General features: G+C 35.5%; 10 protein-coding genes. 6 read left to right on the forward strand and 4 right to left on the reverse strand.

The window, feature by feature from the left end; translation table 11 throughout:
* Nucleotides 1-408: 408 nt before the first annotated feature.
* The 6 genes from NNH57_RS02040 to trxB all read left to right on the forward strand — a co-directional run bounded on the left by NNH57_RS02040 (nt 409) and on the right by trxB (nt 10,324).
* Nucleotides 409-2,070: a cadherin domain-containing protein gene (locus tag NNH57_RS02040; protein ID WP_159099281.1), complete on the forward strand. Its 1,662-nt coding sequence runs from the start codon at nt 409-411 to the stop codon at nt 2,068-2,070.
* Between the two features lie 9 nt (nt 2,071-2,079).
* Nucleotides 2,080-3,993 (forward strand): NHL domain-containing protein, encoded by a 1,914-nt coding sequence (locus NNH57_RS02045; protein WP_082994861.1) that lies wholly within the window; start codon nt 2,080-2,082, stop codon nt 3,991-3,993.
* 106 nt (nt 3,994-4,099) lie between these two features.
* A complete protein-coding gene (locus tag NNH57_RS02050; RefSeq protein WP_074407855.1) occupies nt 4,100-6,028 on the forward strand; it encodes a cadherin domain-containing protein in 1,929 nt (642 codons plus the stop codon).
* A gap of 74 nt (nt 6,029-6,102) precedes the next feature.
* On the forward strand, nt 6,103-7,764 hold the full coding sequence (locus NNH57_RS02055; RefSeq protein WP_082994860.1) for a cadherin domain-containing protein: 1,662 nt from the start codon (nt 6,103-6,105) through the stop codon (nt 7,762-7,764).
* Between the two features lie 103 nt (nt 7,765-7,867).
* Nucleotides 7,868-8,881 (forward strand): hypothetical protein, encoded by a 1,014-nt coding sequence (locus NNH57_RS02060; RefSeq protein WP_108808582.1) that lies wholly within the window; start codon nt 7,868-7,870, stop codon nt 8,879-8,881.
* A 474-nt stretch (nt 8,882-9,355) separates the two neighbouring features.
* Entirely contained in the window at nt 9,356-10,324 is a 969-nt protein-coding gene (trxB, locus tag NNH57_RS02065; protein WP_074407853.1) for a thioredoxin-disulfide reductase, read from the forward strand.
* 56 nt (nt 10,325-10,380) lie between these two features.
* On the opposite strand, the gene NNH57_RS02070 is transcribed toward trxB, so the two are convergent.
* From NNH57_RS02070 to NNH57_RS02085, 4 genes are all read right to left on the reverse strand, one after another.
* Nucleotides 10,381-11,238, reverse strand: coding sequence for a GIN domain-containing protein (locus NNH57_RS02070; RefSeq protein ID WP_108808583.1), 858 nt, complete (start codon nt 11,236-11,238; stop codon nt 10,381-10,383).
* Nucleotides 11,239-11,496: 258 nt separating this feature from the next.
* On the reverse strand, nt 11,497-12,267 hold the full coding sequence (locus NNH57_RS02075; protein ID WP_132066068.1) for a hypothetical protein: 771 nt from the start codon (nt 12,265-12,267) through the stop codon (nt 11,497-11,499).
* Between the two features lie 257 nt (nt 12,268-12,524).
* Nucleotides 12,525-13,244 (reverse strand): head GIN domain-containing protein, encoded by a 720-nt coding sequence (locus tag NNH57_RS02080; RefSeq protein ID WP_074407850.1) that lies wholly within the window; start codon nt 13,242-13,244, stop codon nt 12,525-12,527.
* 63 nt (nt 13,245-13,307) lie between these two features.
* On the reverse strand, nt 13,308-15,059 hold the full coding sequence (locus NNH57_RS02085; protein WP_074407849.1) for a PspC domain-containing protein: 1,752 nt from the start codon (nt 15,057-15,059) through the stop codon (nt 13,308-13,310).
* Between the last annotated feature and the right edge of the window lies 1 nt (nt 15,060).

Below are 15,060 nucleotides of genomic sequence, written 5' to 3' on the forward strand. Positions count from 1 at the left end.
TCAGTAATATAAATAATTAGGGTATTCGATGTGATATTTTACATCTCATGTTATCAGTAGATTACCTCGTTTTACAATAGATTATTTCCATTCACAAACTCAAATAGCGTTTCACAAACTCATTTGTTTGCTTCTGCATAGTTGTCTGTATTCTTGCCAATGATTAGTAATTCAAAAAATTAAAATATGGTAAAACAACTACTCCTATTTAAATATTTATATCAGAATGTATTGCATTTTTCTAAACCAAAACATAGCTATATCGCTGTTTTAGTAATTGGTAACTATTTGGAGACAAAACATTCTTAAAAAACAATTAGAAGGAATCCCTTCCTTTTCTAACACTCTCAAGTATACATCGAAAACAAAAATCAAAAAAAGTAACCCATAATAATGAGAAACTGTACTATGAAAACAATTAAATTACTTTTGCTAGGTATAGTAATACTAGCACTATCTTGTAGTAAAGATGATGATGCTGCACCACCAGTTAATAAAGCCCCAGAGATCAAGGCGCAATCCTTTACCGTATCAGAATCAGCAACAGATACAGATGTATTTGGTACCGTAAAAGCAACCGATGCAGACAAAGATGCATTAAGCTATAGCATTACTGCAAACAGTGATAACCTATTCGAGATCACAAAAGCAGGAGCATTAAGTTTGGCAGCAGGCAAAACATTGGATTTTGAAACCAAAACAACTTATGAGATTACTGTAGAAGTAACCGATGGTAAAGCCAAAGCAGCTGCAAAAATAACGATTACCGTGACAGATGTAAACGAAAATCAACCACCAGTGATTGATGATCAAACATTTACAGTAGCCGAAGATATTACAAATACTGTTATTGATGTCGTAACCGCAACAGATCCGGAAGGGGATACATTAACCTATAGAGTTGAAAGTAATGATAATAACTTATTTGAAATTACAGGAGATGGGATACTAAGTCTTGCCCCTAATAAGGTTTTGGATTACGAATCAAATACTAACCATTCAATTACCATAACAGTTTCTGATGGAAATGGAGGAGAAAGTTCTGCTCAAATACTCATTAATGTAACAGATGTTTTAGAAGCAGGGAGTGAAGGATTTCGAGTACGTACTCTAGCTGGTAATGGCACACTTGGTTTTACAAACGGTACAGGTACATCAGCACAGTTTTCGACTCCAATAGGGGTAGATGTTGATAGTAATGGTAATATCTACATAGTAGATCGAAACAATAATGTTATTCGCAAAATTACCCCTGCAGGGGTAGTGAGTACTTTTGCAGGAAGTACTTATGGGTATGCAGATGGTACTGGTGCCGCAGCAAAGTTTCGCGCTCCATACGGTATAGCAATAGATGCAAATGATAACATATATGTAGGAGATTACTTTAATCACCGTATTCGTAAAATAACTCCAGCAGGTGTAGTCACTACGCTAGCAGGTTCTGGTGTTGTAGGTTCTGCAGATGGTACGAGTACCGTTGCACAGTTTAATGAACCTTATGGGTTGGATGTAGATAGTAATGGCAATGTTTATGTAGCAGACTATGGAAACAACCGTATTCGTAAAATTACTCCCGCTGGTGTAGTGACTACACTTGCAGGAAGCTCTCGTGGCTTTGCAGATGGCACAGGTACTGCAGCGATGTTTAAAGCTCCACATGATGTTGCAGTAGATAATAATGATAACGTATATGTAACAGATGGCTTTAATCACCGTATTCGTAAAATCACTCCAGCAGGTGTAGTTACTACGTTTGCAGGAACTAATCAAGGTTTTGCAGACGGTACAGGTACGCAAGCGAGGTTTAATACCCCAGAAGGTATAACTATTGATAATTCAGGAAATCTATATGTAACCGATAGGAGTAATCACTGTATCCGCAAGATTACATCTACAGGTGTTGTAAGTATTCTTGCAGGGTCAAATGATTTTGGATTTGTAAATGGTACCGGAGCAACAGCGCGATTCAGACAACCCGCTGGGATTACAGTGAATGGATCTGGAGTTTTTTATGTCACAGATGAATCAAATCACAGTGTTCGTAAAATAGAACCTTTTTCAAATAATTAAAAACAGAGTATGAAAACAATAAAACTACTGTTGCTTTTTGTAGCAATACTGGCACTATCATGTAGTAAAGATGATGATGCAACGACCACTCTGGTTAATAAAGCACCAGAAATTACGGCGCAGTCTTTTAACGTATCAGAATCGGCAGCAGATGCAGATGTATTTGGTACCGTAAAAGCTACCGATGCAGACAAAGACGAGTTAAGCTATAGCATTATTGCAAACAGTGATGATCTATTCGAAATCACTAAAGCAGGAGCACTAAGCCTGATAGCAGGAAAAACATTAGATTTTGAAACCAAAGCTTCTCATGAGATCACTGTAGAAGTAACCGATGGTGAAGCTAAAGCAGCTGCAAAAATAACGATTGCTGTTATCGATGTAGATGAAAACATGCCACCCGTTATTGTGGATCAAACGTTTAGTGTAGCAGAAAATCCAACATCAAGTACTGTACTTGGAACCGTAGTTGCTACAGATCCCAATGGTGATACGCTAACGTATACACTTACTAACTCTATTGGTACAGTAGCCATATTTGAAATTACAGGTAATGAGATCAAGCTAAAATCAGGTGTTTTAAATTATGAAGATTTTACAAAACATAATGTTACTGTTACTGTAGATGATGGTACACTTACGGCATCTGCTCAGATTACTATTAATGTTACAGATGTAAATGAAGCGCCAACATTCCCGGATCGGAATTATACTTTTAGTCAACCAGAAGATATTGATGATACGGTTATTATTGCTACGGTAACGGCTATAGATCCTGAAGGGGATAATCTAATTTATACGCTTAATAATAACCCAGGCAGTCTTTTTGAGATCAACAGTGCTGGAGAAATTAGTTTATCAACAGGGAAGTTTCTAGATTATGAAAACCAAACCAGTCATACCATAACAGTGCAAGCAACCGATGGAAACCTTACTGCCTTGCAGCATGGAGTGCAAATTAATGTAACCGATGTAACTGATGTAAGTGTAACTACTGTAGGAGCATTACCTAACGGAGGTGTTCCTCAATTTTATAATACTCCAATTGGAATTGCTATAGATGGGTCTGGAAATATATATGTAGCGGATTATGCTAATCATCGTATTCGTAAGGTCAATACAAATGGTACGGTAACTATTCTTGCAGGAGGTTCTCAGGGATATGCGGATGGTACAGGAACTGCAGCTCGCTTTAATTTTCCTTACGGAGTAGCAGTAGACGGAGGGGGTAATGTATACGTAACCGATCGAAACAATTATCGTATTCGCAAGATTACTCCGGGAGGAGTAGTAACTACTTTGGCTGGGTCTACTCAGGGATATGCAAATGGTACAGGGACTGCAGCTCGATTTAATCACCCTACGGGAATAGTTGTTGATGGATCAGGGAACATTTTTGTGTCGGATTGGTCTAATCATAGTATTCGTAAAATTACTCCAACAGGAGTAGTCTCAACTTTTGCAGGATTAAATGAAGGTTTTGCTGATGGGACAGGTACTACGGCTCGATTTGATAATCCTGCAGGGTTGGCTGTAGATAGTTCAGGAAATATATATGTAGCCGATGAAAGTAATAGTCGCATCCGTAAAATTACTCCATCCGGAGTAGTATCTACAATAGCAGGATCTAATGATGGGTATGCAGATGGTACGGGTACATCAGCCCGGTTTTTTAAACCTACTGGAGTAGCTATAGATGGATCAGGTAATTTATATGTGGCCGATAGGATAAATCATCGTATTCGTAAAATCACTTCAGCTGGAGTAGTATCTACTTTGGCAGGATCTATTAGAGGTTGGGCCGATGGGATAGGTACAGTAGCACAATTTAATCTTCCTTCAGGAATAGTTGTTGATGGATCAGGAACTGTATACGTTGCTGATGAACGCAATCACTTCCTCCGTAAGATTGTCATTCAATAAACCCAAAAAATATATGAATTCAATCCACATCTCAAGTTTCAGGACTTGAGGTGTAGATTGATGTTTAATAAGACAATGATATACCCAAAATTTAGACTATAACAAAATGAAAAATAGAAACAAAATCTTCATGCTTTTTGCTATTGGAGTAGTATTACTTCTTAATAGTTGTAGCAAAGATGATGAGGCAACAACGATAATAACTCCGCCAGCCAATACAGCACCAGAAATTAAAGCGCAATCCTTTAACGTATCAGAGTCAGCAACAGATACAGATGTATTTGGTACCGTAAAAGCTACCGATGTAGACAAAGAGGAGTTAAGCTATAGTATTACTGCAAATAGCGATGACTTATTTGAAATTACTAAAGCTGGAGCACTAAGCCTGGTAGCAGGAAAAACATTGGATTTTGAAACCAAAACGACTCATGAGATTACGGTAGAAGTAACCGATGGTAAAGCCAAAGCGGTTGCAAAAATAACGATTACTGTTATTGATATAGATGAAAACATGCCACCTGTTATTGCTAACCAAACGTTTAGTGTAGCAGAAAATCCAGCATTAAATACTATACTGGGAACCGTAGTTGCTACCGATCCAAATAATGATGATCTTACCTACACGCTTACTAACCCAATAGGGAGTTTAGCCATGTTTGAGATAGTAGGTAATGAAATCAAACTAAAATCAGGATTTTTAGATTATGAAACGCTTACAAGTCATACGATAACAGTTATTGCAAATGATGGAACATTTACAACATCTGCACAGGTTACTATTACGGTTACAAATGTAAATGAAGCCCCTGTTTTTGGGAATAGCTCTACTACATTTTCTGCTGCTGAAAATATAGCAGAAACTGTTGTTATAGGTACTTTGAGTGCGACAGACGAAGATGGTGATACGGTTAACTATAGGTTGGCTAATAATGTACACAGTGATAATTTTGAAATTGATGTGAATACTGGTGAAATAAGCCTAAAATCTGGAGGGAGTTTAGATTTTGAAACCAGAATAAGTTACTCATTCCAAGCTCATGTAAGTGACGGAACATTAAGCGCGACCCCCGTTACAGTAACCATAAACGTGACCAATGTTTCTGATGTAAATGTAGGGAGCATTTTAGCTCTTAATAAACTGCAAACGGGAATAGTGGTAGATGCTTCGGGAAATATATATGTAGCAGACACTAGAAAACACCGTATTCTGAAATATCTTTCTTCTGGAGGAACTACGACTATTGCAGGATCAGGAGTTGCCGGGTTTGCAGATGGTAGCGGTATAACCGCTCAGTTTGATAACCCTAATGGTTTGGCCATAGATGCCACAGGAAACATTTATGTAGCAGATACCAATAATCATCGAATTAGAAAAATTACTCCTGCCGGAGTAGTATCTACTATTGCAGGATCGGGTATTAGCGGTTTTGTAAATGGTACAGGTACCGCGGCTCAGTTTGATTCTCCGTATGGGATAGATGTACGTGCAAACGGAGATCTATATGTGGCAGATACTGGTAATCATAGTATCCGCTATATTAATACAGCTGGTGTAGTATATACTCATGCAGGTACTGGTACCAGTGGTTTGGTTAATGGTAGTGCTACAACAGCTCAGTTTAATGAACCTATTGATGTGGTGATAGGTCTATCCACAAACCTATATATAGCAGATGCTTCTAATCATGTGATTCGCCAGATTACCGATACTGGATCTGTACTCACTCTTGCAGGATCTACGCAGGGATATGCAGATGGTGTTGGTACTGTGGCTCAATTTAGTTCTCCGTATGGAGTTACCCGAGATACCAATGGTAATATATATGTAGCAGACAAAGATAATCATCGTATTCGTAAAATTACTCCAGCAGGAGTCGTGTCTACCTATGCGGGTTCTGGTACTATGGGCTTAGTTAATGGTAATGCTGCAGTTGCCCAATTCAATGAATCTATCAACCTGTGTATAGATGGTTCGGGAACCATTTTTGTTACCGATTATAATAATGATTATATCCGTAAAATATTTGTTCAATAAATAATAACCCAAATAGGGTTTACTGTACTAAAAGTTTTACAACAAACCCTATTTAGCTTAAATAAGATGATATTATGAAAACTATAAAACTACTGTTGCTATGTACAGCAATATTACTACTATCCTGTAGTAAAGATGATGCCCCTGCTATTACACCGGTTAATAATGCCCCAGAGATCAAGGCACAATCTTTTAATGCCTCAGAGTCGGTAACAGATACAGATGTATTAGGTACTGTAGAAGCTACCGATGCAGATAAAGAGGAGCTAAGCTATAGCATTACTGCAAACAGCGATAATCTATTCGAAATCACTAAAGCAGGAGCATTAAGCCTAGTAACAGGAAAAACATTAGATTTTGAAACCAAAACTACACACGAAATCACTGTAGAAGTAACCGATGGTAAAGCCAAAGCAGCTGCAAAAATAACAATTACGGTTATCGATGTAGATGAAAATATGCCCCCTGTTATTGCAGATCAAACATTTAGTGTGGCAGAAAATATAAATGCAACAGATGTAATAGGTACTATTGTAGCAACTGATCCAGATGGCGATAATTTGACTTATACACTTACTAATCCAGATAACCCTACAACGGCATTTATTATTGAAGATGATAAGATAAAACTATCCCAAGGAGAGTCGTTAGATTTTGAAACTACAACTAGTCATGTTGTAACCATTACCGCAAGTGATGGAATACTTACGGCATCTGCACAGATTACTATTAATGTTACGGATGTAGTAGAAACAAGTACCGTAACAGTGAGTACTTTTGCAGGAAACTCTTCTGGGTATGTTGATGGTACGGGTACTGCAGCAAGATTTGCGCTTCCTTCAGGATGTACAGTAGATAGCCATGGTAATCTCTTTATTGCAGATGGAACTAATCATAGTATTCGTAAAGTTACCCCAGCTGGAGTAGTTACAACCTTTGCAGGAGGTTCTCCAGGATATGCTGATGGTACAGGTACTGCAGCAAAATTTAATTATCCATATGATATTGCTATAGATGCAAATGATAATCTTTATATAGCAGATTCTAATAACAATCGTATTCGTAAAATTACTCCTGCAGGAGTAGTAACTACACTTGCAGGTTCTGGGGCATCTGGATCAGCAAATGGTACAGGTACTGCAGCAAGATTTAATGGTCCTAGAGGGGTAGCAGTTGATGCTTCAGGGAATGTCTATGTTTCAGACTATGGGAATCATCGTATTCGTAAAGTTACTCCAACGGGAGTAGTAACAAATCTTGCAGGAGGACCTGTAGGTTTTGCAGATGGTACAGGACTTAATGCAAGGTTTAATCATCCATCTGGATTAACAGTAAACAGTAACGGAGATATATACGTATGTGATAACTCTAATCATCGCGTTCGTAAAATTACTCCAGCAGGAGTAGTAGCTACTATTGTAGGGAATGGTACAGCAGGTTTTCTTGATAATACAGGTACTTCTGCAAGATTTAGCTACCCTAGAGATATTACTGTAGATGCCAATGACAATTTGTACGTAACAGATTTTGGTAATCGTAGAGTTCGTAAAATCACACCTGCCAAAGTAGTTACTACTATTGCAGGTAATGGAGCTACAGGTTCTGCAGATGGTAATGGACCATCAGCAACATTCAATTCGGCTTATGGTATTGCTTTTGCAGGTTCAGGAATTTTTTATGTAACCGATAATGGAAGTAGCCGTATTCGTAAAATTGTCATTTCTAATAATCATTAAAAAAAGATAAACCAGACACTATTCTAAATTCTAATATTTGGGATAGTGTTGCTATGTTACCTTATAATTTTGAATACAATAAATTACTATAAAGAAAACTAAAATGAAAAAAATAACACTCTTAGGATTATGTATGTTCTTTTTTGTCTATACCCTAAAAGCACAGGGAGAGATAAAACATCAAACCCAACAACTAGAAGCTATACAAGTAGGAAATTACACGGCTTATTTAACACAGCAAAGCAGCAGTGGTACCTATGAAGGAGGTTTGGATGTATTACTATATAAAATCACCAATTTTAAAGAGTATACAATTCAACCTGGTGTTCATAAAGAGATATATATGTTATTTGGAGAAGATCCTGATCGTCCTGATGATCATAAAGAAACCATGTTTTTACCAGATAATGAAGCATTCCCGATAACCTATGTTCAAAAAGTTTATGAAGGAAGCCCGGCAATGCAAAAAGAGATAGGGTATTCTCCCAGAATTAATAGATTATCTGATGGAAATCGAATAGTTTTTATTGATGGAAAAATCTTTATGATTGAAGATTGGGTTGATAAGGATAATTACAAACTTGAAGCAGTATTAGAATTTCAAGCAAAAAAAATGGGAGGTTTAAAAAAGATGAAGGAAGTGATGAAATCTCCTAAAAAAATGAAGGCAATGCAACCACATAAGGTGCTTCAGGAATATTTAGACAATGCATATAATAAACAACAAGAAGTATATGCAAAATGGATAAAGAGTCCTAAAAACGCAGCACTTATTGAAAATATAGATCAGATTAGAGAATTTATAATAGGAGCTATTAATAAGCAAAGAGATGACTGGTATAATTCTGCAGAGTATAAGCGTATTAAAGAAAGAAATGCATCGGCAAGTCAAAGTGATCTTGAGAGTAGAGTGACTATTAATAATAATACAGGAAAAGATATTTATATCTATGAAGAAGGCTCTAGAAATGGATCAAGAGTTTCTGCAAATGGAAGAGGTACTTTTAATTGTAAGAAAAATCAATATTATAGTTTTAGTGGAAATTCGTCTGCAAGTAATGGAACCTTAATTGTTGGAGCAAACCAAAGCTGTGGTGCAACTGTAAATGTAAATTAACTTGAATTCGATGTAAGGATTTAGTTTTAAAAAGCCGTCAAATTGAGTGATTTTTTATAGTGACCTCTCGACTTCGCTCGAGATGACATGGAGAAAAATTGTATTGAAATTAGGCTTTTTCTTATGTCGAATTCAAGTTAAATTAAAGATACTTGTTGTTGTCCTTACAAGTAATCATCCTACCCTGATTTGAATTTGTTTTTAGAAGATAAAACTTTTTCTAGAGCGATTGAAATGGATAACCAGAGGCAGACTTAATAATAGTCTGCCTCTTTGTTATTTGCAATGAAAATATTGATGCTTTTTATGTTGATATACTATTGTAAAAGTAATAGTTGTAATTAAAAACTGTAGTAAATTCAATATATAGTGTATAGATATAAGATGTCTATATAGATATAACAATTCTTAATAACTTTACTGTAAGGTTTATGATCAAATTGCTACTTTTACATCATATAAAATGATGAGAATATGTCTGATACAATAGAAAGAATAAAGTGTCTTATTATAGGTTCGGGTCCTGCAGGATATACTGCGGCAATATATGCAGCAAGAGCAGATCTTAAACCCATTATGTACACCGGTATGGAACCAGGTGGCCAATTAACAACTACTACAGAAGTAGATAATTTCCCTGGATATCCAGAAGGAATAGATGGTCCCACGATGATGGTACAATTACAACAACAAGCAGAGCGTTTTGGTACAGAAGTACGTATCGGGATGGTAACTGCTGTTGATTTTAGTACTACAGAAGGAGGAATTCATAAAGTAACTGTAGATAACTCAACACAGATTGAAGCAGAAACGGTTATTATTTCTACAGGAGCTACGGCAAAATACCTGGGACTACCTAGTGAACAAAAATTACGTGGTGGTGGAGTTTCTGCCTGCGCAGTTTGTGATGGATTCTTTTACAAAGGGCAAGATGTAGCGATTGTAGGAGCAGGGGATACCGCTGCAGAAGAAGCTACCTATCTGGCTAATATATGTTCTAATGTAACGATGTTGGTTCGTAAAGATCATATGAGAGCTTCTAAAGCAATGCAACATCGAGTAAATAATACATCAAATATTAAAGTAATGTATAATACCGAAGTTGATGAGGTATTAGGAGATCAGGTGGTAGAAGGATTACGAATGGTAAATAACCAGACAAATGATAAAGAAGAAATTGAGATTACCGGTTTGTTTATAGCTATTGGTCATAAACCAAATACTGATATCTTTAAAGGACAATTAGATATGGATGATACAGGATATTTGATTACCGAAGGAAAGTCTACAAAAACTAATATTCCGGGAGTATTTGCTTCAGGAGATGTTCAGGATAAAGAATATAGACAAGCTGTTACTGCTGCAGGAACAGGATGTATGGCAGCATTAGATGCAGAGCGATATCTGGCAACAGTAGAAACAAATAATGAAGTTTCGACTTAAGTCGAAAAAGCATATAGCATTAAAAAAGAATGTCTCGCTTAGCGAGACATTCTTTTTTAATTTATCTTAAACCTACTAGGAACGTAGTCTATATTTTTCTTGTACAAAATAGCTTCATTGGCAAAGGTGTCCATAATTACCTTTGGTTCACCAAGCAGGTAAATTTCAGTCTTATCTTTAGCTTCAATACTAATTTCTTCATTGGTCAAAATATAACAATCACTAGCACCTTCTGCGATTAGTGTAGTTTTGGCAACACTCAATTTTTCACCATAAAAATCAGTGTCACTATCTGCTCTAACTAGCATTGATTTTACTTCGCCTTCAAGTTTGGCATATCCTTTTTGGTATAAATCTACTTTAAGACTATCGGTTGTAATAATTCCTTTTATTTCTGAACTTTCATTTATTTGATAAGTAACTTCCTGAGCTGTAACATGTAACTCTACTATCGATTTTCCATTGGTTATGCAATCTACTTGATTGGCATCTGCGGTAAGAAATACTTCGGCATTATCATTTGCATTTACGATAAGTTTAGTAGTATTTATTGGAGACAATGATCTAACATTTACCTTGTCATATAGTATAATTTTCTTTAATTCTGAAGCATAAGAAATATCAAGATTTAATGCTTTTGCACGTCGCATATCCCGATCAGACTTGATTGTTAAAACACTATCTAAAACTTCTACTTGTATAACTTCTTGTAGATTGCTATCTGCTTCGATCTTTACTTGATTATCACTACCCTCGTCTAATGTAACTTCGAAACCTTCATGAATTTCTATGGTATGGAAGTCTTCAACGTCTAGTTGTTCTGTACTAACAATTTTGTTGCCTTTAATTTTTTCTTTTTGTCCATAGGTGTTTCCCAATACCAGAAGTGCCAATACTAACAATAGTGCTCTCATACTTGTGTGAAATTTATATACTAATAAACAGTTTTTTTTGCCTTTAAGTATAGTTTTGTATAAAACTTGTTACAAATATAAATAGAGAAGTGGTTTAAATTATTTCAGATTAAAAATAATAGAGCGTCATTCTTTGGTATAAAACTTATCGAGGGACTGTAAATGGTATTATATGCGCATGAAATATTTTATTATTACTAAAAAAAGGTTGCTATATAGCAACCTTTTAAAATATCTAATGTTTTTACCAAAAAATGATTAATTATGAACATCGGTATACCCTTTCCAATGTTCTCCAAAAGGAGCGAAGCGATATGAACCTCTTCTTCTTGCCCAGCTACTATTTGTTGTTTTTCTTGCCCACCATCCCGGTTGTATAGTATGCTCCTTTTGTTTAGTCTTATTTTTACCATAGGTAAGGTGAGCAGTTATACTCCCATTACTATCATGAAAAACCGAAGTATACATTTGTATATATTTCCACGTAGCAGAGGATTGATAACGTTTACTGCCAAATTTACTATTATAACATTGCTCTGCCCCTTGATGACTATCACAGAAAGCTTTGGTTTCTATATTAAGATTTGTTGTAGTCATTAACTTTGTAGGGAATTTTGCAATAGAAAAAACCGAGTGATTTAATTTTTCTACTACTGGTCTATTGCTTGATAACTTTGTTTTTTCATCAGAACTTGCAAAATCTAGTAAAGCTTTAGGTACAGGAGTGCCTTCTGGAGTAAGGGATAAGTACACCTTGAGCATAGAGTTATTTTTAAAATCAATAAACATCTTTGTGTCATTAGTACCAGATTCTAGACCAGATATATAAGGTTCTGATTCTTCATATCCTTTACTCATGGTCAAACTAATTCCGTTAGAAAAATTGAAGGTTGCCAAATCAGTTTCTTCAATTTCCGAGATTTCATTTGTTATAGTATCCTCTTGGATATCCATATCTTCTTGACAGGAAACAATAACAAGTGTGAAACATACAATAAGTATGATTTTTGTAACATTTAAATGCTTCATTTTTGTGATTTTTAAGTTTGTTAATACTGGATGTAAACTTAATACTGTCAAATTATGAAGTGTCCTGATTTTTTGATTTTCAAAAAATCAGGACACTTTCTTGTATTTTTATACTCTATAAGAAGAGAGGAAGTATTTTTAACTAGATTTAAAAGAAACAGGGGGGACATAAAAAAACTGCCTGGAAAGCATTGGTTGGTTAGTGTGCTTTCTCAGACAGCTTAGTTTTGGTTGATTATTGATTGGGTTGTTAGCTCTTAATGGCCTCTAACATCTCCACCAGAGTTATCTGTTTCAGATACTTTTTCTGGATTTCCGTAGTAAACAACATCTGCACCACTTGTTGCTTTCCCGGTAAACTCATTTTTTGCGTGGATTTTAATAGAAGCACCACTTGTTGCTTTTGCTTCGGATACTAAACTTAACAAATCTTCTGCTCGAATATCTGCACCACTGGTAGCATTTGCTTTATGATTGTTTACTTTTCCGGTTAAATTCATCATGGCTCCACTGGTAACAGAAGTCGTTATTGTTTCTGCTTTTACTTTCAATTTAATATCTGCACCACTAGTAGCACTAAGATCAAGTTCTTTTTGAACTACAGGTTCACTAGAAGAGACACTCGCACCACTATTAACATGAACTTTATTGATCTTGTCATAGGACACAAATACATTTTTTTCGTCAGCAAAGTATATGTTTTCATCAGAAGTAACGTATAGCGTATTGCCTTCTACATATACTTCGATATGATCGTGTAAGTTTTTATTGGCTTCTACGATTACTTTTTGATCAGAATCGTCTACCAGAATAACATCTAAACCTCTACTTGCTTTTATTGCGTTAAAGTCTTCGTTGATGGTTCTTTCTTTTCTAATTACTTCTCCCTGGCCTTTAACCCCGTTAAAGACAACATTACAAGAGCAGCATAAAGCTGATAAGCAAAAGGTTATGATAATTTTGGCTAGTGTAGTCATAATTGTTTGTTTTGATATGTTTAACTGTTCGTTTTTTGATTAGTCTGCCAGAAGCAGATTGATTTAATTTTCGGTTTTTATTTCTATTCCGTTCTCGTCTATTTTTACTTTTACGGGTTCATTATTTAATTCTACCCCGTCTTCTCCTATTTTTAGTTTAAAGTCTTTATCTTCAGAATTTATATTTATGTTTACTCCATCATCATCATCCCATTCGTTATATTCCCAATCGTTCTCGTCTTCTGGGCATTCTTCACATTCGAATTTTCCATCAACTAATTTGATGTATTCTCCTTCTTTACCATCAATAGAGATATAATCATCGTATTTCCATGAGTTATTAAATCCAGAAGTGTTATCATTTGCATATACGGTAATTCCTTCTGGTAATGTTAGGGTTACTTTTATTTCCTGATCTCTGTATTTGTTAGCATAATCAGTAATTGCGTATCCATCTAATAAGAGTGTATTACCATGTACTTCATATCCGTATTTAAGTTCTTTGGCTCTTTTTGAAGCTTCTTCATATGATCTTCCTTCTGCATTTTTTTCTATGGTAATTCGTACTGTCGAATCTCTTTTTGAAGCTTTTAAATATATTTCTATATCCTGGATAACGATTACTCGATTTCCTTGTTCATCTCTTTTTATTTTATAATCATTTCTATGATATAGATGTTTGGTATATCTGTTATTTCCTTCCATTTTTATGGTTAGCGTATCGTTGCTTGTGATAGGAAGTACTTTTTGTTCCATAATCACTTCTGCATCATAAGCTTCGAGTGTAGCTTGTCTAACTCCAAGAATACCTAATCCGATAAGAGAAAATATCCATACTCCTAATAAACCTAATTTGGCTGGTGTTCCGATAGATTTTAGGTTTTTTATCAGAATTTTTAGACCAAGAATAAACAGGAAGAAAAAAGGTATTCCTACCGCAAAAAATGTTACTAATGATACTAGCCATAGTGGAACTTCGGGGTGACTGCCTACTTCAATATATTCTACCCAGGGAGCATCCATAAATCCAAATGTTCCTATGGTAAACAGACCAACAAATAAACTAATAAGAGTAACTCCGGCCACTATAATAAGAATCACACCTATAAATTTCACAAAAATCTTTAAGAAGAATAGTAATACATCACCTAAAGCTTCAAAAAAAGTAGTAGAACTGCTTTTTACCTTGCTACTATATTTTTGATAATCTACATTTTTTACAGTATCGGCTACACCATCAAACCCTTCTTTAATTTTCTTTTCGATGTTACTGATATTAACAGCTTCACCTTTCATTGCCAAAAAATCAGCTGTTGTTTTTGCTTCTGGTACAAAAATCCAAAATGCGATATAGATTAGAACAAAAGCTCCACTAGAAAAAATAGTAAACAATACCCAGGCTAATCTAATCCAAATTGGTTCAATCCCCAGATAGTGACTTAAGCCAGAGCTTACTCCTCCAACATAAGAGCTTGTAGTATCTCTAAATAACTGTCTTGATGTTTTCGTTTTTTGATATGATGTGTTTGGTTCATCCTCAAAGATTTCTTCATCTAATCTATAATCTTCTGGTTGCCCCATTACAGCAATTACTTCTTCTACTTCTTTGTTTCCGATAACCTGTCGTTCATCCTTTATTTTTTCACTGAACAATTCTGCTATTCTGGCTTCTATATCAGATATAATCTCATCTCTCCCTTGCGAATCGGTAAATGAGCGTTTTATAGCGCTGAGATAGCGTTGCAGTTTTAAGTAAGCGTTTTCGTCTATATGAAAAAATATGCCTGCTAAATTTATATTAACTGTCTTATTCATT

Source organism: Aquimarina spinulae (assembly GCF_943373825.1).
In the GTDB taxonomy this organism is placed as follows: domain Bacteria; phylum Bacteroidota; class Bacteroidia; order Flavobacteriales; family Flavobacteriaceae; genus Aquimarina; species Aquimarina spinulae.